This window comes from Nocardioides ginsengisoli, from assembly GCF_039537225.1.
GTDB classification, from domain to species: Bacteria; Actinomycetota; Actinomycetes; order Propionibacteriales; family Nocardioidaceae; genus Nocardioides; species Nocardioides ginsengisoli.
This window is the reverse complement of record NZ_BAABAC010000028.1, coordinates 74,304-93,763: the sequence shown is the minus strand read 5'-3', so window position 1 is coordinate 93,763 and position 19,460 is coordinate 74,304. Positions and strand designations below refer to the sequence as shown.

At 72.3% G+C, this 19,460-nt stretch carries 15 protein-coding genes; 9 read left to right on the top strand and 6 right to left on the bottom strand.

Annotated features, from left to right (window positions below; translation table 11 throughout):
- Positions 1–75: 75 nt before the first annotated feature.
- Positions 76–498 (bottom strand): MarR family winged helix-turn-helix transcriptional regulator, encoded by a 423-nt coding sequence (locus tag AB4880_RS16645; RefSeq protein ID WP_367920335.1) that lies wholly within the window; start codon positions 496–498, stop codon positions 76–78.
- Positions 499–568: 70 nt separating this feature from the next.
- Here AB4880_RS16645 and AB4880_RS16640 point away from each other — a divergent pair, with 70 nt between their 5' ends.
- Together AB4880_RS16640 and AB4880_RS16635 are read left to right on the top strand one after the other, a co-directional pair.
- Positions 569–1,699, top strand: a complete 1,131-nt coding sequence (locus AB4880_RS16640) for a lipid II:glycine glycyltransferase FemX (protein WP_367920334.1) — start codon at positions 569–571, stop codon at positions 1,697–1,699.
- Between the two features lie 73 nt (positions 1,700–1,772).
- A complete protein-coding gene (locus tag AB4880_RS16635; protein ID WP_367920333.1) occupies positions 1,773–2,849 on the top strand; it encodes an alanine racemase in 1,077 nt (358 codons plus the stop codon).
- Here AB4880_RS16635 and AB4880_RS16630 read toward each other — a convergent pair.
- The gene (locus tag AB4880_RS16630) at positions 2,807–4,252 is read right to left on the bottom strand and encodes a glycosyltransferase family 87 protein (protein ID WP_367920332.1); all 1,446 of its coding nucleotides are present in this window, start codon (positions 4,250–4,252) and stop codon (positions 2,807–2,809) included. The two genes, AB4880_RS16635 and AB4880_RS16630, sit on opposite strands and share 43 nt — an antisense overlap.
- A gap of 4 nt (positions 4,253–4,256) precedes the next feature.
- A complete protein-coding gene (locus AB4880_RS16625; RefSeq protein ID WP_367920331.1) occupies positions 4,257–6,602 on the bottom strand; it encodes a transglycosylase domain-containing protein in 2,346 nt (781 codons plus the stop codon).
- A gap of 156 nt (positions 6,603–6,758) precedes the next feature.
- Here AB4880_RS16625 and AB4880_RS16620 point away from each other — a divergent pair, with 156 nt between their 5' ends.
- Both AB4880_RS16620 and AB4880_RS16615 read left to right on the top strand, forming a co-directional pair.
- Positions 6,759–7,349, top strand: coding sequence for a PadR family transcriptional regulator (locus AB4880_RS16620; RefSeq protein ID WP_367920330.1), 591 nt, complete (start codon positions 6,759–6,761; stop codon positions 7,347–7,349).
- A 59-nt stretch (positions 7,350–7,408) separates the two neighbouring features.
- A complete protein-coding gene (locus AB4880_RS16615; protein WP_367920329.1) occupies positions 7,409–8,491 on the top strand; it encodes an inositol-3-phosphate synthase in 1,083 nt (360 codons plus the stop codon).
- Positions 8,492–8,691: 200 nt separating this feature from the next.
- Here the strand turns inward: AB4880_RS16615 and AB4880_RS16610 are convergent, their stop codons facing one another.
- The 3 genes from AB4880_RS16610 to AB4880_RS16600 form a co-directional block, all read right to left on the bottom strand.
- Complete coding sequence (locus tag AB4880_RS16610) at positions 8,692–9,756, bottom strand: endonuclease/exonuclease/phosphatase family protein (RefSeq protein WP_367920328.1); 1,065 nt, start codon at positions 9,754–9,756, stop codon at positions 8,692–8,694.
- A 56-nt stretch (positions 9,757–9,812) separates the two neighbouring features.
- Complete coding sequence (locus AB4880_RS16605; RefSeq protein WP_367920327.1) at positions 9,813–10,295, bottom strand: SRPBCC family protein; 483 nt, start codon at positions 10,293–10,295, stop codon at positions 9,813–9,815.
- 162 nt (positions 10,296–10,457) lie between these two features.
- The gene (locus tag AB4880_RS16600; RefSeq protein WP_437440507.1) at positions 10,458–11,894 is read right to left on the bottom strand and encodes a CCA tRNA nucleotidyltransferase; all 1,437 of its coding nucleotides are present in this window, start codon (positions 11,892–11,894) and stop codon (positions 10,458–10,460) included.
- A 109-nt stretch (positions 11,895–12,003) separates the two neighbouring features.
- On the opposite strand from AB4880_RS16600, the gene AB4880_RS16595 reads away from it, so the two are divergent.
- From AB4880_RS16595 to AB4880_RS16575, 5 genes are read left to right on the top strand one after another with little or no spacing between them, the layout of a single operon-like run.
- Entirely contained in the window at positions 12,004–14,274 is a 2,271-nt protein-coding gene (locus AB4880_RS16595) for a DUF6049 family protein (RefSeq protein WP_367920325.1), read from the top strand.
- Complete coding sequence (gene murJ / locus AB4880_RS16590) at positions 14,271–15,953, top strand: murein biosynthesis integral membrane protein MurJ (RefSeq protein ID WP_367920324.1); 1,683 nt, start codon at positions 14,271–14,273, stop codon at positions 15,951–15,953. The genes AB4880_RS16595 and murJ overlap by 4 nt, the downstream gene beginning before the upstream one ends.
- Positions 15,954–15,993: 40 nt before the next feature.
- Positions 15,994–17,913, top strand: coding sequence for a protein kinase family protein (locus AB4880_RS16585; RefSeq protein WP_367920323.1), 1,920 nt, complete (start codon positions 15,994–15,996; stop codon positions 17,911–17,913).
- Positions 17,903–18,604, top strand: a complete 702-nt coding sequence (sigM, locus tag AB4880_RS16580) for an RNA polymerase sigma factor SigM (RefSeq protein WP_367920322.1) — start codon at positions 17,903–17,905, stop codon at positions 18,602–18,604. The genes AB4880_RS16585 and sigM overlap by 11 nt, the downstream gene beginning before the upstream one ends.
- A gap of 42 nt (positions 18,605–18,646) precedes the next feature.
- Positions 18,647–19,456, top strand: a complete 810-nt coding sequence (locus tag AB4880_RS16575) for a hypothetical protein (RefSeq protein WP_367920321.1) — start codon at positions 18,647–18,649, stop codon at positions 19,454–19,456.
- Positions 19,457–19,460 lie beyond the last annotated feature (4 nt).

Sequence of the window (19,460 nt, the reverse complement as noted above, 5' to 3'; positions counted from 1 at the left end):
ACACCGCACTCGGCGGCAAGTCACCAGCCGACCTCGTGCCCAACCTGCGTGGACAGAACACCTAGTCCGCGACGCCTAGTCCGACACCGACTCCAGCCAGCCCAGGCTGCGGGCGACCTTCTCCAGCGCGCCGACCAGGACGTCGTACTCCTGCTGGTCGAGATCCTCGGTCGCCCGCTCGACCACGGCCTGCACCGGACCGTCCTGCAGCTCGGCGACCCGCGCGTGCCCGGCCGCCGTGAGCCGCACCTCGTTGCCCTGGTGCTCGACCAGTCCGTCCTTCTCCAGCCCCCGTACGGCGTCCTCGACGTCGGACCCCGCGAAGGGCGCGAGCAGCTCCGCGACCCGGTCGTGGACGACGCCGCCCTGTGCGAGCCGACTCAGCACCTGCCAGCCGGCACGGGAGAGTCCGGTGGCCTCGACGGCGTCGGCGACCTGTTCGTCGAGGAGCCGGCCGAGGGTGGTGAGCCAGTAGCCGAGCGGGCGCGGTGCGGTCATGGTCACGCTGTACCCAGCGCCCGTCGCGCCACCCGCCTCCCCCCTACGACCGCCCGATAGCCTGGCCCGCATGCCCAGCGTGCGCCCGATCATTCCGACCGAGCACCGCGACCACCTGGCGTCGCTGCCGTCTGCGAGCTTCCTGCAGACGCCCGGCTGGGCGAAGGTGAAGAGCGAGTGGCGCAGCGAGTCGCTCGGCTGGTTCGACGACGCCGGCCGCCAGGTCGGCTCGGCGCTGGTGCTCTACCGCCAGCTCCCCAAGCTCAACCGCTCGCTCGCCTACCTGCCCGAGGGGCCGGTCATCGACTGGACCGGCGACGACCTCGCCGCCTGGCTCGACCCGATGGTGCGCCACCTCAAGAAGCAGGGCGCCTTCGCGGTCCGGATCGGCCCACCCGTCGTCACCCGGCGCTGGACGACGGCGCAGGTCAAGGACGGCATCGCCGACCCCGGCGTCCGGCTGCTCGGCCAGATCCCGCCGGCGGAGCGCACCCCCGGGGGCGCCCGCGTGGTAGCCCAGCTGCACGAGCTCGGATGGCGACACCAGGGCGTCGAGGGCGGCTTCGCCGCGGGCCAGCCGCAGTTCGTCTTCCAGATCCCGCTGCGCCATCCCGACGGCACGCAGCGCACCGAGGACGAGGTCCTCAAGGGCATGAACCAGCTCTGGCGCCGCAACATCAAGAAGGCCGCCAAGGAGGGCGTCGAGGTGGTCCGCGGCAATCGCGCCGACCTGCCCGCCTTCCACGAGCTCTACGTCCACACCGCCCAGCGCGACCACTTCACGCCGCGTCCGTTGCGCTACTTCGAGACCATGTACGACGCCCTGAGCGCCGACGCCCCCGAGCGGTTCACCCTCTGGCTGGCCCGCCACGACGGCGACCTGGTCGCCTCCACCATCGCGATCCGCGTCGGCGAGCACGCCTGGTACTCCTACGGCGCCTCCTCCACCGAGAAGCGCGAGGTCCGCGGCTCGAACGCCGTCCAGTGGGCGATGATCCGCGACGCGATCGCCGCCGACGCCGCGGTCTACGACCTTCGGGGCATCACCGAGACGCTCGACGCCGACGACTCCCATGTCGGACTCATCCAGTTCAAGGTCGGCACCGGCGGTGAGGCGGTCGAGTACGCCGGCGAGTGGGACCTGCCCGTCAACCGCCCGCTCTACAAGGCGTTCCAGCTCTACCTGAAGCGGAGGGGCTGATCATGAGCGAGCGAATCATTCAGAACAGGGCTTGGAGTGCCTCATGCCCGCCCGGAGCGAAGCGAGGACGGGCATGAGCTTGACGCTGTCCGTCGACGGCCCGCGCTGGCGCGCCCACCTCGAGTCGGTCGCCGCGACCCACCCGGGCATCGTCCCCGTCGCCAAGGGCAACGGCTACGGCTTCACCCTCGGCCGGCTCGCGCGCAAGACGCAGTGGCTGGCCGAGCGCGGCCACGACGTCCGCACCCTCGCCGTCGGCACCTACGACGAGCTGCCCGAGGTCGCCCAGCGCTGGCACGGCGACCTGCTCGTGCTCACCCCGTGGCGCCCGTGGGTGCCGCTGCCCGAGCCCGGGCTCGCCCGGCGCCTGATCCACACGATCAGCCGCGTCGACGACCTGCGCGACCTGCTCCACCTCGACCCGTCTGCCCGGATCGTGCTCGAGCGGATGACCTCGATGCGCCGCCACGGCATGGCCGCCCGCGAGCTGTGGGAGGCCGGCGACCTGCTCCGCAAGCACCCCGGCGCCCGGGTCGAGGGCCTCGCCCTCCACCTGCCGCTCGGGCAGGGCACCCATGTCGGCGAGGTCACCCGGCTGATGAACGACTTCGTCGCGGCCGAGGTCCCCGCCCGCGGCGCGCCCGTCGTCTGGGTCAGCCACCTCACCGACGCCGAGCTCGCCACCCTCCGGGGCCAGTACGGCGACTTCGTCTTCCGCCCCCGCATCGGCACCGGCCTCTGGCTCGGCGACCGCGGCGCGCTCACCGTGTCCGCGACCGTGCTCGACGTCCATCCGGTCGAGCGCGGCGACGCCTTCGGCTACCGCGGCCGCACCGCCCCGAAGTCCGGCCACGTCCTCGTGGTCAGCGGCGGCACCGCCCACGGCATCGGCCTCGAGGCGCCCACCGGCGAGCAGTCGATCAAGGCACGCGCGGCGACGCTGGCCCGCGGCGGCCTCGACGCGGTCGGCTTCGTCCGCTCGCCGTACTCGATCGACGGCAAGCAGCGCCTCTTCGCCGAGCCGCCGCACATGCAGGCCTCGATGCTCTTCGTCCCCCACGGCGCCCGTGTGCCGGCGGTGGGGGAGGACGTCGACGTCCGGGTGCGCTACACCGCGACGGCGTTCGACCGGATCGTCGTCACCGGCTGACGCTCGACCGGGTCGTGCGCCGGCCGGTAGAGGTCGCGCACGATGATCGCCGCGAGGTAGAGCTCGCCGGCCACGCGCACCACGATGCCGACCCAGTAGAAGCCGGCGTCGCCGCCGCCCGCCGGGGCCAGGTAGCCACCGAGGTACCACCACACGGTGCAGAAGTAGAAGACCTCGCACGCCTGCCACACGAGCTGGTCGCGCCAGCGCGGCCGGGCCAGGACGGCGAGCGGCAGCAGCCACAGCACGTACTGCGGCGAGTAGACCTTGTTGACCAGCAGGAAGCCGACCACGATCAGGTAGCCGAGCTGGGCCAGCCGCGGGAGCGGGGGCTCGCTGATCAGCTCGGGCCGGGGCGCCCACCGGGGTCGCCGCGAGGTCATGCCGATGACGAACACCCCGGCGCACCAGGCGCCGAAGAGCACCCACGACCAGACGTTGATCGTGTGCGCCGAGAAGTCGGCGTTCGCCGCCTGGTCGATGAGCATCCACACCGACCCGAGGTCGGCGCGCCGCTCGGAGTTGAACGACCAGAACACCTTCCACTGGTCGGGCCCGCTCAGGTAGCCGGGCGCGTTGGCGACCGCCCAGGCCGCGATCGCCCCGACGGTGATCATGACGAACCGCCCGACCTCGCGCCGGCGCAGCAGGATCACGAGCACCGCGCCGAGCAGGAAGAGCGGGTAGAGCTTGACCGCCGTACCGAGCCCGATCAGGACGCCGGTCAGCGCCGCCCGGTCGCGGGCGAAGGCCCACAGCGCCCCGGCGACCAGGGCGACGGCGAGCAGGTCCCAGTTGATCAGCCCGGTGAGCAGCAGCGCCGGGGAGAGGGCGAACGCCGCCGCGTCCCACGGCCGCCGCGGATGGACGCCGGCCAGCAGCCAGACCGACAGCAGGGCCAGCGCCCCGAAGCCGACCGCGTTGACCAGGAGGAAGATGCTCTGCTCGCGGATCACCTGCGGGTCGGCGTAGAGGTCGGAGACCGACTCGCGGTAGCGCGGCTCGAGGTCGGGCGATCCGTTGAGCCAGTGCGTGACCCACGCCGTGCCCCACGCCCAGTAGGCGATGCCGACGGGGTACTCCATCACCTCGTAGCGTGCCCGCGTCTGCTCGTCGCCGGTGAACGGCCAGGCGTTCTCGGCGAAGCCCCGCGGCACGTACAGCGGCCGCAGGTCGGTGTAGCACATGTGGGAGTAGGTCCAGTTCTGGTCCTTGCCCTGCGCCACCGAGCACGGCGCCTTCTGCGCCATGCCGGCCACGAACACCACCGCGGTGAGCAGCAGGAGCACCCGCACCGGCGTCCACCACCGGTGCCGGCGCGCCCGCTCGCCCATCGGCCCGCCGACGACCTCGCTCAGCGCCGCGACGACGCCGTCGTCCCGCGTCGGGTGGACGTGGGCCATGGCCTCAGGCGGCGCTGCGTCGCGTGCCGGAGCGGCGCCCGCCCGTACGCCGCCCGCCGCTGCGGCGCCCGAGCGTGGCGCGGCCCTGCGACTGCGCGGGCTTCGACGGCTTGGGCTTGCCGCCGCCCAGGATCCCGCCGCCGCTCGTGTCGCCGGACGACGGGGTGTCGGTCGGCAGGTCGGTCGGCGGGATCTCGGTCGTCGGCGGAGCCGTCGGCGTCGTCGGAGCCGTCGGGACGGTCGGCGTCTGCGTCGTCTTCGTCGGCTTCGGCTGCTTGGTCTTCTTCGGCGGCGGCGGCGGAGCCGGCTCGTGGCCGCTGGACGGCGGCGTGCCCTTGACCCACGCGGCGGGCGGCAGGCTCTCGACCGGGTCGCCGTCGAGGGCCTGCTTCATCACCGCGGCCCAGGTGAGCGCCGGGTAGGTGCCGCCGAAGTACGACGGCAGCCAGCCCTTGAGCTCCTCGTTGCCCTTGCCGCGGACGTACATCACCGCGGTCGAGAGCTGCGGGGTGTAGCCGACGAACCAGGCCGAGGAGACCTCGCCCTTGCCGTTGGTGGCGGTGCCGGTCTTGCCCGCGGCGGGGCGGCCGAGCGAGAGCGTCTTGGCGCCGGTGCCGGTCTTGACCACCTGCTGCAGCGCGTAGCCCACGTCGTCGGAGATGCCCTCGGAGATCGCCCGGTGGGTGGTGACCTTGTGGTTGTACTTCACGATGCCGTTGCGGTCGACGACCTTCTCGATGATGTAGGCGTCGGCGGCCTCGCCGCGGTTGGCGATGGTGGCGTAGCCGTTGGCCATGTTGATCGGGCTGACCGTCGCCGAGCCCAGCGAGACGCCGGTGTTGGCGTCGAGGCCGGCGCTGGAGCTCGGGTAGCCGTAGGGCGGGTTGGCCGGCTTCGCGGGCGGCAGGCCCATCGCGTTGGCGGTCGCGATGATCTTCGCCGGGCCGCCGGGGATGGCGAGGGTGAGGTCGATGTAGGCGGTGTTGATCGACTCCTCGGTGGCCTTGATCAGGTCGACCTTGCCGTAGGCGTGGTTGGCCTCGTTCTCGAACGGGCGGCCGCCGCCGGGCAGGTAGTAGGGCGAGTTGCCGTCGAAGGTGTCCTTGAGCTCGAAGCCGGCCTTGAGGCCCGCGGCGAGCGCGAACGGCTTGAACGTCGAGCCGGCCTGGCCGCCCGCGACCGCCCAGTTGAGCTGGGACTGCAGGTAGTCCTGACCGGCGAAGATGCCGCGGACGGCGCCGGTGCCGGGCTCGACCGAGGCGACCGCGACGTGCAGCTGCTTGGGCCCGAAGCCCTCCGGGCGCTCCTCGGCGACGCCCGCGGCGGCGGCGTTCATCGCCTTGCGGGTGAAGGTGGTGGTGACCCGCAGGCCGCCGCCGTTGATCTCCTGCTCGGAGAAGCCGAGGCGGAGCAGCTCCTTGCGGACCATGGTCAGCACGTGGCCGCGCTGGCCGCCGTACTGGGTCGTCTGCTTGATCTTCGGGAACTTCGGCAGCCCCTGCTCGAGCGCCTTCGCCGCCTCGTCAGCCGTGATCGTCTTCATGCTCTGCATGCCCTTGACGATGCGGTCGAAGCGGTCGGCGAGCCGGGCCTTGGCGGCGTCGCCGTTGGCCGGGTCGTAGAGCGTCGGGTTGTTGAGGACGGCGGCGAGCACCACGGACTGGCGCAGGGTGAGGTTCTTGGCGTCGCGGCCGAAGTACGCCTGCGCGGCGGACTGGATGCCGTAGGCGCCGCGGCCGAAGTAGATGGTGTTGAGGTAGCCCTCGAGGATCTGCTTCTTGCTCAGCGTGTTCTTGATCTTGAGGGAGAGGATCGCCTCCTTCACCTTGCGCTTCCAGGTGCGCTCCTGGGTGAGGTAGAGGATCTTCACGTACTGCTGGGTGATCGTCGACGCGCCCTGGGTCGCATTGCCCTGGGCGTTGCTGAACGCCGCGCGCAGGATGCCCTTGGGGTCGAGACCGTTGTCGGTCCAGAAGGTGCGGTTCTCGGAGGCGACCACGGCGTCCTTGATCGTCTGCGGCATCTCGTCGTAGCTGATCGAGTCGCGCTTCTGGATCGCGAACTGGCCCAGCTGGGACTTGCCGTCGGCGTAGAACACCTGGGTGGTCTCGGTGAGGAACTGCTGGTTGGGGTTGGGGATGTCGATCGACTTGTAGGCGACGAAGAAGGCGCCCACGCCCAGCAGCGCCAGCACCAGGCCGGTGATCAGGCTCCAGAGCGCGAGCCGCTTGATCCGCTGCTTCCAGGTGCGCGGCTCACGGCTCTTCTTGGAGCGCCCCTTGGAGCGCCCCTTTGAGCGCGCCGAGGACTGCGGGGAGGCGCCGGCGGACTTGCGTTTTCCCTGAACCACGGACCACAGGGTACGGGCGGGCACCACGTCGGCCCGATTCCGAGCCGTGGCCCGGGGATGGGCTGTGCGGCGGCGGGCCACGGTCGGGACGTCGTACCGACACTCCTGATCCATCGGAAGTTCACGTCCCGTGGATATATCGCTACGATAGGTCGTATGGCACGGCGTGGAGACACCATCGAGCTCGCGGTCCTCGGACTGCTGCACGAGGGACCCATGCACGGCTACGAGCTGCGCAAGCGGCTCAACCTGATGCTCGGATGGGGCCGCCTGCTCTCCTATGGCTCGCTCTACCCGGCGCTGAAGAAGATGCTCCGCGGCAACCTCATCGAGGAAGTCGTCCCGTCGGGCGTGCAGACCCGCCGGCAGCGGATCGTCTATCAGGTCACTGAGCTGGGCACCGAAGAGTTCTCGCGCCTGATGTCGGAGGTGGGTCCTGCCGCATGGGAGGACGACAACTTCGACATCCGGTTCCGGTTCTTCTCCTCCACCGACATGGAGATCCGCCTGCGCGTCCTCGAAGGACGTCGCTCGCGCCTCCAGGAGCGACTCGACCGGGTGCAGCGTGAGCTCTCGATGACCCAGAAGGAGGTCGACCGCTATGCCACCGAGCTGCAACGGCACGGTGTCGAGTCGGTCGAGCGTGAGGTCCGGTGGCTCTCCGACCTCATCAACGCCGAGCGCGGTGCCCAGGGGCACGGCACCGCCTCACCCGAGACGCCGACCTCGTCGGCGCCGTCGACCTGAGTAGACATTCACCCCACCTGAGCAGTCAGCAGTTCATGACCAAGGAAGGAACACCCCCAATGGGTTCGGTTCGAGTAGCGATCGCCGGCGTGGGCAACTGCGCCACGTCCCTGATCCAGGGCGTGCAGTACTACCGGGACGCCGATGCAGCGAGCACCGTCCCGGGGCTCATGCACGTGCAGTTCGGCGACTACCACGTGAGCGACGTCGAGTTCGTCGCCGCGTTCGACGTCGACGACAAGAAGGTCGGCAAGGACCTTTCCGAGGCCATCAACGCCTCGGAGAACAACACCATCAAGATCGCCGACGTCGCGACCCTCGGTGTCGAGGTCCAGCGCGGCCCGACGCTCGACGGTCTGGGCAAGTACTACCGGATGACGATCGAGGAGTCGGCCGCCGAGCCGGTCGACGTCGTCCAGGCGCTCAAGGACGCCCAGGTCGACGTCCTCGTCTCCTACCTCCCGGTGGGCTCCGAGGAGGCCGACAAGTTCTACGCCCAGTGCGCGATCGACGCCGGCGTGGCCTTCGTCAACGCCCTCCCCGTCTTCATCGCCTCCGACCCGGTCTGGGCCAAGAAGTTCGAGGACGCCGGCGTCCCGATCGTCGGCGACGACATCAAGTCGCAGGTCGGCGCCACGATCACGCACCGCGTGATGGCGAAGCTGTTCGAGGACCGCGGCGTGGTGCTCGACCGCACCTACCAGCTCAACGTCGGCGGCAACATGGACTTCAAGAACATGCTCGAGCGCGAGCGCCTGGAGTCCAAGAAGGTCTCCAAGACCCAGGCCGTCACGTCGAACCTGAACGGCCCGCTGGCCGGCAAGATCGACGACAAGAACGTCCACATCGGCCCGTCCGACTACGTGGCGTGGCTCGACGACCGCAAGTGGGCCTACGTCCGCCTCGAGGGTCGCGCGTTCGGCGACGTCCCGCTCAACCTGGAGTACAAGCTCGAGGTCTGGGACTCCCCCAACTCGGCCGGCATCATCATCGACGCCGTCCGTGCGGCCAAGATCGCCAAGGACCGCGGCGTCGGCGGCCCGATCATCCCCGCGTCGGCGTACCTCATGAAGAGCCCGCCGGTGCAGATCGAGGACACCGAGGGTCGCGCCCAGCTCGAGGCCTTCATCAAGGGCGTCTAGCCCTATCGACGCGAGCGTTACACATCGCTCCCTGCCGACCCCGGCTCGCTACGGCGAGTCGGGGTCGGTGTCGTTTTCGGGCGCGCGGCGTCGGGGGCCGGGCCGAGCGCGCTTGTAACTCGGTGTCCATGCATCCACCACAGGGTCATGACGTGTCACAGCACCGCGGTAGATCCCCGAACACCGAGTTACAAGGGTGCTCAGCCGCCGATCTTGAAGCAGCCGAGCTCCTTGCGGAACTCCAGCCGGGTCCAGACCGCGCGGTGGTCGGAGACCGCCGAGCGCAGGACGGCGGCCTGGATCGGCGTGAACCAGCCGTCGTGGAGCACGTAGTCGATCCGGTTGCGCGGGTTGCCCGCCGGCACCGTGTCGCCGGCGCCGGCGCCGACCGCCCAGGCGTCGCCGAGGCCTGACGAGCGCAGCATCTGCACCGGCGCGGTGCCGGGGCCGGCGTTGAGGTCGCCGCCGAGGATCTTCGGGTTCGGGTCCTTGGCCAGGATCTGGATGGCGGTGCGCGCCTGCGCCATCCGGGCGGTGCCGGCGCCCTGGTCGAAGTGCGTCGAGTAGACGCTGATCATCGTGCCGTCGACGTTGACCGTGGCGTGCAGCAGGCCGCGCTGCTCGCGGCCGCCGGCGACGGGGAGCAGGGTGTTGCTCCACGCGGTGATCGGGTAGCGGGACAGGATCGCGTTGCCGATCGGGCCGGTGCCGCGGCTGCGCTGGTTGCCGCCGTAGACCCAGGCCAGGCCGGTCGCCTTGGCGAGCGCCGCGGCCTGGGTGATGCCGCCGGTGCGGGCGCGGCCCTGGTCGACCTCCTGGAGCAGGACGATGTCGGGCTTCCAGGAGGAGATCTCGTGGCCGATCGCGCCGAGCTGGAGACTCTCACCGGGCGTCGCGCCGTGGTGGATGTTGAAGGTGAGCACCGTGAGCGGGCGCCTGAGCGGCGCCGACGGGCACAGGGACGCCGGGATGTCCGGCAGTGGCGGCAGCGGCTCGTCGCGGCTGGGCTGATAGCCGGACGACGGCGCCGAGGGCACCTCGCTCTGTCCGCTGCCGGGCGATCGGGGAGCGCTGCGCGGCGGCTCCTTGGCGCCCTGGATCACGAACACGATCCCGACGACCAGCAGGACGACGACCGCCGCCGCGACGGTCGCCACCTGGGCGGCCACGCTGGTTCCGGGCACGGCCTGGGGGCGCGCCGGCCGTTCCGGCTCGGCGGCGCCCTCTCCCTCGTCGTCCGGCTCCGGCGGACGGTCGTCGCTCACGCGCCCATTCAACCGGGCCCGCGGTCACCGCGGGCCCGAACCCCCGACGGGGAGCCTCAGGCCTCGGCCTCGGCCTTGATCCGCTCGAGGGTCTGCCGGATGCCGCGGCGCAGCTCGTCGGTGAACGGCTCCTGGCCGCCGAGGACGACCTTGGTCAGCAGCAGCGACAGGCCGGACACTCCGTGCGGGGTCTCGCGGCGCTCGGTGAGCCGGGTGCCGCCGGCGGCGGTGGGCTCCAGCTCGAAGGACCACACGGTGCGGTTCTCGCGGATCCGGAAGGCGAAGTCGCCGGGCGTGGCGTCGGTCGGCGGCTGGAAGCGGACCACCTTGCCGCCGGTCGGCCAGCGCTTGAGGCCCTGCTTGTTGAGGTTGCTGAAGCTGGCGCCCATCGTGACCACGCCGCCCTTGACGGTGGACTTCACGACCTGCGGGCTCCACTTGGCCATCGCCGGGATGTCGGTGACCAGGGCCCAGACCCGGTCGGTCGGAGCGTCGATCTCGATGGTGTCCTCGAGCAGCTTCGCGTACGTGTCGGCCATGGTGTTCCTCCGGAGGGAGACAGTCGGATCTCCGGCACGCTACCGCCCGGTAGCGTACCGACGGTACGTGACCCGCACCACAGATCGCCGTCCGCCTCGTGCGCGGAGCACAAGCGACGAGCAGCCGGGCAGCCGAGCAGCCGAGTAGCCGGGGGAGGGCGCTCAGTCGCGCGCGTCCCACCACTCCCGCAGCGCCGCGGCGGCGTCCTCCTCGGCCATCGGTCCGTTGTCGAGGCGCAGGTCGAGCAGGAACTTGTAGGCCTCGCCGACCTCGCGCCCCGGGCCGATGCCGAGGATCGTCATGATCTGGTTGCCGTCGAGGTCGGGCCGGATCGAAGCCAGCTCCTCCTCGGCGGAGAGCCGGTCGATCCGGGCCTCCAGGTCGTCATAGGTACGACGCAGCCGGTCGGCCTTCTTCTTGTTCCGCGTGGTGCAGTCGGCGCGGGTGAGCACGTGCAGCCGCTCCAGCTGGTCGCCGGCGTCACGCACGTAGCGGCGTACGGCGGAGTCGGTCCACTCGCCCGAGCCGTAGCCGTGGAAGCGCAGGTGGAGCTCGACCAGGTCCCCGACCGCGTCGATCTGGTCGTTGGAGAAGCGCAGCGCCTTCATCCGCTTGCGGGTGAGCTTGGCGCCGACCGCGTCGTGGTGGTGGAAAGTAACCGATCCGTCGTCCTGGAAGCGGCGGGTGCGCGGCTTGCCGACGTCGTGCATGAGCGCGGCGAAGCGGGACACGAAGTCCGGACCGGCGGGGATGTCGCTGCGCTCGGAGAGCCGCGGCTCGAGGTCGATCGCCTGCTCGAGGACGGTGAGCGTGTGCTCGTAGACGTCCTTGTGGCGGTGGTGCTCGTCGCGCTCGAGCTTGAGCTTGGGCAGCTCCGGAAGCACTCGGGCGGCGAGCCCGGTCGCGACCAGGAGCTCGAGGCCGAGCCGCGGGTACGGCGCGCAGATCAGCTTGGTCAGCTCGTCGCGCACCCGCTCGGCGGAGATGATGTCGATCCGCTCGGCCATCGCGGTCATCGCCTCGACCACGCCCGGGTCGACGGTGAAGCCGAGCTGCGCGGCGAAGCGCGCGGCCCGCATCATCCGCAGCGGGTCGTCGGAGAACGACTGCTCGGGCGTGCCCGGCGTGCGCAGCACCCGGTGGGCCAGGTCGAGGACGCCGCCGAACGGGTCCTCGATCTCGCGCCCCGGCAGCCGGACGGCCATGGCGTTGACGGTGAAGTCACGCCGGCCGAGGTCGCCGGCCAGGCTGTCGCCGTACTGGACGTCGGGCTTGCGGCTGTCGACGTCGTACTCCTCGGAGCGGTACGTCGTGATCTCGACCACCCAGTCGCCCTTGCGGCAGCCGATGGTGCCGAAGTCGCGGCCCATGTCCCACCAGGCGTCGCCCCAGGCCTTGAGGATCTTGTCGGTCTGCTCGGGGCGCGCCGACGTGGTGAAGTCGAGGTCGTTGGAGCGCCGCCCGAGCATCGCGTCGCGCACCGGCCCCCCGACCAGCGCCAGCTCGTGGCCGGCCGCGGCGAAGAGGGCGCCCAGCTCGTCGATGACGGGAGCGATCCGGTCGAGCTCGGCGGCGACCGCGGACTGGACGTCGGCCAACCGGAGCGGCTCACCCGGGGCGGGCAGCGGCGTGGGGCGGTCGGCGGCGTCGGTCACGGGCGGAGAGTCTAGGCGTGACCCTCCCGGGTGCCCCACTACCCTCGGGATCGTGGTCCGCCGTCAGTCACGCCTGCTCGGGGGAGTGGTGACGGCTCTCGTGGTCGCTCTCTGTCTCCTCGTCGCCCCGACGACGGCGAGCGCCCGGCCCGGCGACACCTACGACGCCCCGCTGCAGGTCACCATCGACGACCTCACGCCCGGGGTGCTGCCGCGCTCGGGCCCGCTCATCGTGACCGGCACGATCACCAATGTCGACCTCGAGACGTGGCACGACATCCGGCTCTACCCGATGTTCGGCGCCGGGCCCGACTGCACCACCTGCCCGCCGGTGATGACCACCGAGGCGGAGCTGGCGACGGCCGCCGCGAGCGACCCGGAGACGCCGGTGGGCGACCGCTACACGCGCGACCCGAAGGTCCGCTACGACATCACCACGCTCGACCCGGGGCAGTCGGTGAGCTATCTGATCCGGATCCCGCAGTCGGTGCTGAAGGACCGGTTCCCCCACCCGCAGGCGGGGGTCTACTGGTTCGGCGTCCATGCGCTCGGGTCGAGCCCGTCCGACAACGACCCGACCGCCGACGGCCGGGCCCGGACCTTCCTGCCGTCCGTGCCGGCCTCGACCAAGGACAGCGTCGACACGGCGGTCGTCGTACCGCTGCGGGGACGGATCGCGCACGCCGCCGAGGGCGAGCTCGGGCGCACCCAGGCGTGGGAGCAGGCCCTCAGCCCGGACGGCACGCTCGGGTCGGCGCTGGCGTTCGGCTCCGCGAGCGGCGCCAACCCGGTGACCTGGCTGCTCGACCCGGCGCTGCCGGACGCCGTACGCCAGCTGGCCCGGGGCAACCCGGTCCGGGCGATCACGCCGAACAAGCCCAACGAGGAGCCGCCGAGCTCCGACGGCGCGTCGCCCAGTGAGACACCGAGCGGCGACGCCGGCGACGGCGGGGGAGCGGCGGCCGAGGTCGACGGCGCCACCCTCGAGCCCGACAACCCGGTCGTGACGACGGCCGAGAGCTGGCTGCGCCAGGCGCAGGCGGTGCTGCCGGGCGGCTCCGTCGCCCTCCTGCCGTACGGCGACCCCGACCTCGCCGCGGCCGCCACCGGCCTGCCCGACCTCTACAAGACCGCGCGCGAGCACCCGGGCCGGGTCCTCAAGGACTGGGGCGTGCACGGCACCCCGGTCGTCGGCGCACCCAACGGCTACCTCGACGAGGCCGCCATCACCAAGGTGGACGACGGCGCCACGGTGCTGCTGACCGACCAGATGTTCCCGACCGAGACCTTCTCCGAGACCCCGCCCGTCGGCGGCCTGATCGGCGACAGGTCGGTCGTGGTGACCAGCTCCGGGGCGGCCCGCGGCGGCCCCGGGCCCGACGACGCCCAGTCGCCGGTCGGGCTGCGCCAGCGGCTGCTCAGCGAGGCCGCCGTACGCGTGCTCAAGGCCGGCGCCAGCCGCCCCGAGCCGCTGACCCTCGTCCTCCCGAGCGGCATCGACGCCGCCGGCGCCCGCTCCTTCTGGGACGGCCTCGGCGCCGTCCCGTGGCTGCACCTGGTCGACCTGCCGACCCTCGTCGGCGCCAGCTCGGTCGGGGCCGGGCCGTCCTCGGACCGGCAGATCGACCCCGACGAGCTGTCCTACCCCGACGGCCAGCACGACGCACAGCTCGACCCGAACGTCCTCGGCGAGGCGGGCACGCTGATCCGCTCGGCGCGGACCTTGCAGAGCATCCTCGGCAAGGACTACGCCATCGGCGAGGAGCTCGTCGGCGAGGCGCTCGCCGGCACGTCGTACGGCGTGCGGGGCGACAGCGACGCCGGTCCTCGCCTGGGCCGCACCCGGGATTGGGTGCTGGAGAAGCTCGACAAGATCACCATCGACGCCCCGCAGGGCGTGACCCTGTCGAGCAGCTCGGGCAGCTTCAACATCTCGGTGCGCAACACGCTCGACCAGCCGGTCACTGTCCGGATCGAGGCGACCACCGACGAGGGCGCGACGATCCGCGCGGCCAACCCGATCGTGCTCACGGCCAACAGCCGCGCGTCGGTGCCGATCGAGGCGAGCATGCGGCGGGCCGGCGTCCACAACATCCGGCTCCGGCTGACCGACGCCGACGGCAACCCGATCGGCGCCGAGGACGCGCTGCCGATCCGCTCCGGACAGGTCGGCGTGGTGATCTGGGTGATCATCGGCACCGGCGGCGGGATCCTGTTCTTCGCGATCGCGGTCCGGCTCTACCGCCGGATCCGCCGCCACGGCCAGGCCACCGAGCCCACCGAGCCCACCGAGCCGACCCAGCCCGCCGAGGTCACCCCGTGACCGAGAGCGCGCCCGCCGGCGAGCAGAAGGGCATCCTCGCCAACACCGCCGTGATGGCGGCTGGCACCGTGTTCTCCCGGCTGAGCGGTCTGATCCGGGCCACGCTCCTCGCGGCGGCGCTCGGCACCTTCCTGCACGCCGACATCTTCACCGTGGCCAACACGGTGCCGAACATGCTCTACATCCTCATCGCCGGCGGCGTGTTCAACGCGGTGATGGTGCCGCAGCTGGTGCGGTCGATGAAGAACGACCCGGACGGCGGCGCGGCGTACGTCAACCGGGTGATCACCCTGGCCGCCTGCTTCCTCGGCGCGGCGAGCGTGCTGCTCGTGCTCGCCGCGCCGCTGGTCATCGACCTGATGATGCCCAAGCTCGGGGCGCCCCACTATGCCGAGCAGCAGCAGTCGGCGATCGACTTCGCCCGCTACTGCCTGCCACAGGTCTTCTTCTACGGCATGTTCGTGCTGCTCGGGCAGGTGCTCAACGCCCGCAGCCGGTTCGGCCCGATGATGTGGGCGCCGATCGCCAACAACGTGATCTCGGTGGCGGTGCTCATCGCCTACATCGTGTCCTTCGGCACCGTCGGCCCCGACGAGCGGATCGCCGCCTTCTCCTCCCAGCAGGAGCTGCTGCTCGGCCTCGGCTCGACCGCCGGCATCGCGGCGCAGTTCCTCATCCTGATCCCCTACCTGCGCTCCGCCGGGATCCGGTTCCGCCCGCGCTTCGACTGGCGCGGCGTCGGCCTCGGCCACACCTTCCGGCTCGGCGTGTGGACGGTGCTCTTCGTGATCGCCAACCAGATCGCGTACGTCGTCGTGGTGCGCCTCGCGTCCGGCGGCACGGCCGAGGCGCACGACGGCACCGGCATCACGATCTACTCCAACGTCTTCCAGGTGGTGATGGTCCCGCACTCGGTGATCACCGTCTCCCTGGCGACCGCGATCCTGCCGCGGCTGTCCTCGGCCGCCGCGACCGGCGACCTGGGCCGGCTGGCCACGACGCTGAGCAGCACCATGCGGACGGCGCTCTCGGTGGTGGTGCCCTTCGCGGCGCTGCTGCCCGCCATCGCCAGCCCGGTGTCGCAGGTGCTGTGGGGCCACGGCGGGTCGGCCACGACGTACTACCGCTTCGAGCCGTCGCTGGTGCTCTTCGGCTTCGGCATCGTCGCGTTCACCGTCCACTACCTGGTGCTGCGCGGCTTCTACGCGCTCGAGCTCAACAAGCTGGTCTTCTTCATCCAGTGCGCGATCGCGGCGACCAACATCCTGCTCGCCGTCGTCCTGGTCGGCCGGGTGCAGCCGTGGGACACCTCCCCGATGCTGGTCGTCGCCTACACCGGCGCCTACACGGTCGGCTCGGCGATCTCGGCGTTCGTGCTGGTCCGGCGGCTGCGCCGCGGCGGCGCCGCCGACAGTCGGCGCGCCTGGCGCGGGTTCGTGCTGCGGTTGGTCGCGGCCAGCATCGTGGTCTTCCTGGTGGCGAGCTTCGTCGACCTCGTGGTCGGCGACACCATCGTCGAGATCGTCGGCACGCACCCGCACTGGACGCTCGCGGCGGTCGAGGTCGCCGTCGTCTGCGCCGCTGCGGGCGCCGCGCTGCTGGCGGTGGCGCGTCCGCTGCGGCTGACCGAGGTCAGCGCCGTCGTCGGCACGGTCCTGGGCCGCCTGCAGCGACGCTGATCGGGCTAGGGTGGCCAGAGGGATCACGAGGGGGATCGGAGTGGCGACGTCGACGCGGTCGGGGGATGTCCTCGCCGGCCGCTACCGGTTGATCGACCTGCTGACCGAGAGCGGCGGCGGGCGGTTCTGGCGTGCCCACGACAACGTCCTCGAACGGTACGTCGCGCTGCACGTCATCGCCGAGGACGACGAGCGCGCGGCCGGTCTGGTCGAGGCTGCGCGGACCTCCGCCCAGGTCCTCGACCCGCGCATCCTCCGCGTCCTCGACGCGGAGAAGGAGGACGGCCGCTGCTTCGTGGTCAACGAGTGGGGCACCGGCATCTCCCTCGACATCCTGGTCACCCACGCCGGACCGCTCGACCCGCGACGCGCGGCCTGGCTGGTCGCCGACGTCGCCGGCGCGCTGGCCAAGGCCCATGCCGCGGGCGTCACCCACGGCCGGCTCAACCCCGAGAACGTCCTCATCGACCGCTACGGCGCCGTCCGGATCATCGGCATGTGCGTCGACGCCGCGCTGCACGGCCTCTCGCCGGGCGACGTCCGCAGCGACCTCGAGGACCTCGGCGGCCTGCTCTACTGCGCCCTCACCGGCACCTGGCCCGGCCCGTCCGGCTCGATCGTGCCGGCCGCGCCCCGCGAGAACGGCGCCTTCCTCAGCCCGCGCCAGGTCACCGCCGGCGTCCCCAAGCCGCTCGACCTGCTCTGGCGCGAGTTCGACTGCCCCGGCGTCCACAGCCGCCGGCTGTTGCGCGGCGGCGAGCACCCGGACGTCGGCTCGGCCGCGGCGATCGCCGCCGAGCTGCTCGCCTTCGTCGGCGACACCACCGGCATGCCCGAGGAGCTCGCCCGCGCCATCCCGCCGATCAACGAGCTGCGTCCGGTCTGGCTGCCCGCGGTCGCCGATCCGCTGCCGCACGACTCCTCCCGCGACGATCTCCCCGTCGTACCGGACGATTCGGTCGCCGCAGCGGCCGCAGAGCGACCCGAACGTCCGGTACGACCGGAGCCCGAGGAGACCAAGGAGCCCAAGGAGCCCGACCCGCCGATCCCGCTGGTCACCGAGCTGCCCACCGAGGCCGGGATGCCGGTCTTCGGCGACGACGATGACGACGTCGCGTGGCTGCGCACCCGCACCACCCCGCCGCCGCCCCCGCCGCCGTTCGAGGACCTGCCGGAGCGTCCGCTGTTCGCGCCCGACCCGCCCGGCGGCGTACGGCGTCCGCGGATCCCGCCGGTACCGTCCGACCAGGCACCGACGGCCGGCCCGGGCTACTGGCCCTGGGACACCGGGTCCGGCCAGCCCCCCGGCGCCGACGACGACACCGCCGAGGACGAGCGCGTCCCCGGCCGCAACTGGCTGCGGCTCGCGATGGCCGTCGGCGCCGCCGTCCTGCTGCTGGTGGCGATCGCGATCGCGTTCAACCTCGGCCGCGGCCGCACCGCCCTCGGCGGCGACCCGGGCTCCGGCGACACCCCCAGCCAGACCACGACGCGCGCCGCGCGGGCCGCGGTGATCAACGGCGTCAACGTCCGCGACTTCGACCCTCTCGGCGGCGGCACCGAGAATCCCGACAGCGTCGGCAATGTCGTCGACGGCAACCCCGCGACGACCTGGCGCACGTCGACGTACGACGCCCAGCTCGGGCCGGTCGCGCCCGCGCTCAAGTCCGGCGTCGGCCTGGTGCTCGATCTCGGGGCGGCGCACACGATCAGCTCGGTCGACATCCGCGCGGTCGCGGGCGAGAGCACCGTCTCCCTCTACGCCTACGACACGGCGCCGTCGGCGGCGCCGACCGGCGACCCGTCGGCCCGGGCGAGCGGCTCGGGACGCTTCGACCTGACACCGGCCGCGACCTCGCCGGTGAAGGCTCGCTACCTTGTCCTGTGGTGGACAGCGTTGCCCAAGGTCAGTGACGGCTATCGGGCAGAGATCTCCGAGGTGGTGGTCCGTGGCGAGTGAGCTCTCGGCCGACCCCACGGACGCCGAGCTCCTGGCCGCCCACGTCGCCGGCGACCCCGACGCCTTCGCGACGCTCTTCGCCCGTCACCGCGACCGGCTCTGGGCCGTCGCGCTGCGCACCTGCGGGCACGCCGAGACCGCGGCCGACGGCCTCCAGGAGGGGATCGTCGCGGCCTTCCGCCGGGCGGAGTCCTTCCGCGGCGAGGCCGCCGTCACCACCTGGCTGCACCGGATCATCGTCAACGCCTGCCTCGACCGGCTCCGCGCCGAGAAGGTACGCCGGGCCGAGCCACTGCCCGACGACCTCGACGAGGCGGAGCGCCCGCACCACACGCAGGCCGACCCCCGGGCCGCCGACCCGGCCGAGCAGAGCCTCGCCGGCGAGCGCCGCCGGCAGGTGCTCACCGCGCTCGGGACACTGAGCGCCGAGCAGCGGGCGGCCGTCGTCCTGGTCGACATGGAGGGCTACTCGGTCGCCGAGGCCGCGCAGATCCTCGACTGCGCCGAAGGCACCGTGAAGAGCCGCTGCTCGCGGGCGCGGGCGCGGCTCGCCGTCCTGCTGGCCGAGCTGCACGGCGTCGACGCCGACGTGAGCGCCCCCACGGCGCCGGACGGGAACCCGCCGGGTCCGCCGGACGTCGGATCCCTGGCGTCGCGCGGACCGCCGGCCGACACCGCCGCCGTCGACTGACTCGCCCGGCCCCGGCCGGAGAACCCCCATCAGGACTGCCCCATGAACGACACCACCGAGCCCGACCTGCCGCTCACCCCTGCCCAGGAGGCGGCGGTCCGCCGTGCGCTCGCCGAGGCCGGCGGCCCCGAGCCGATGCCGGGCGAGGTCGTCGACCGCCTCGACGCCGTCATCGCCGACCTCGCCGGCGAGCGCGCGACCGCGCTGCCCGGCGGCGTGCCCGAGGGACACCCCGAGGCGCCGGCGGTCGTCGTCCTCGACCGCGCGGCGCGGCGTCGCCGTACCCGCGTGCGGGTGCTCTTCGGCGCGGCCGCCGCCGTCGCCCTCGTCGCGGTCGGCGTCGGCACGCTCGGCAACCGCAGCAGCAACGACGCCGCCGCCGGCGACGCGTCCACCGCGGCCGAGGCCCCGGCCGATCGCTCCGACTCGCCCGAGGCCGCCCCCGAGGGGAGCGCCCTGAAGAGCGCCACCGACGACAGCACGACGAGCAACAACCGGGTGCCCGACTCCGTCGCCGGCGGCTACGCCGCCGAGCTGCGCCGGGTCGACACCGACCAGCCGCTGCGCCGGGTGCGCCCGGACCACCTGCGTGCCGACCTCGTCGCGCTCCAGGCCGCCGTCCTGCCCGACCCGGCCACGGCCGACTACTCCGGCCTCACCCTCACCGCGCCCGCCGACTTCATGTGCGCGGCCGCCGCCTTCGGCCCCGGCCACCTCGTCGGCGTCGAGTACGACGGCACGCCCGCCGTGGTCGCCTTCCGCAAGCCGATGGGCACCACCCAGGAGGCCGAGGTGCTCTCCTGCGGCACCGGCGACGTCCAGCGCTCGACGACGCTCGCGGCCACCGGCTGACCGC

Coding starts and splice junctions, on each gene's coding strand:
- AB4880_RS16645 (WP_367920335.1), bottom strand. CDS start 498: ATGACCGCACCGCGCCCGCTCGGCTACTGGCTCACCACCCTCGGCCGG.
- AB4880_RS16640 (WP_367920334.1), top strand. CDS start 569: ATGCCCAGCGTGCGCCCGATCATTCCGACCGAGCACCGCGACCACCTG.
- AB4880_RS16635 (WP_367920333.1), top strand. CDS start 1,773: ATGAGCTTGACGCTGTCCGTCGACGGCCCGCGCTGGCGCGCCCACCTC.
- AB4880_RS16630 (WP_367920332.1), bottom strand. CDS start 4,252: ATGGCCCACGTCCACCCGACGCGGGACGACGGCGTCGTCGCGGCGCTG.
- AB4880_RS16620 (WP_367920330.1), top strand. CDS start 6,759: ATGGCACGGCGTGGAGACACCATCGAGCTCGCGGTCCTCGGACTGCTG.
- AB4880_RS16615 (WP_367920329.1), top strand. CDS start 7,409: ATGGGTTCGGTTCGAGTAGCGATCGCCGGCGTGGGCAACTGCGCCACG.
- AB4880_RS16605 (WP_367920327.1), bottom strand. CDS start 10,295: ATGGCCGACACGTACGCGAAGCTGCTCGAGGACACCATCGAGATCGAC.
- AB4880_RS16575 (WP_367920321.1), top strand. CDS start 18,647: ATGAACGACACCACCGAGCCCGACCTGCCGCTCACCCCTGCCCAGGAG.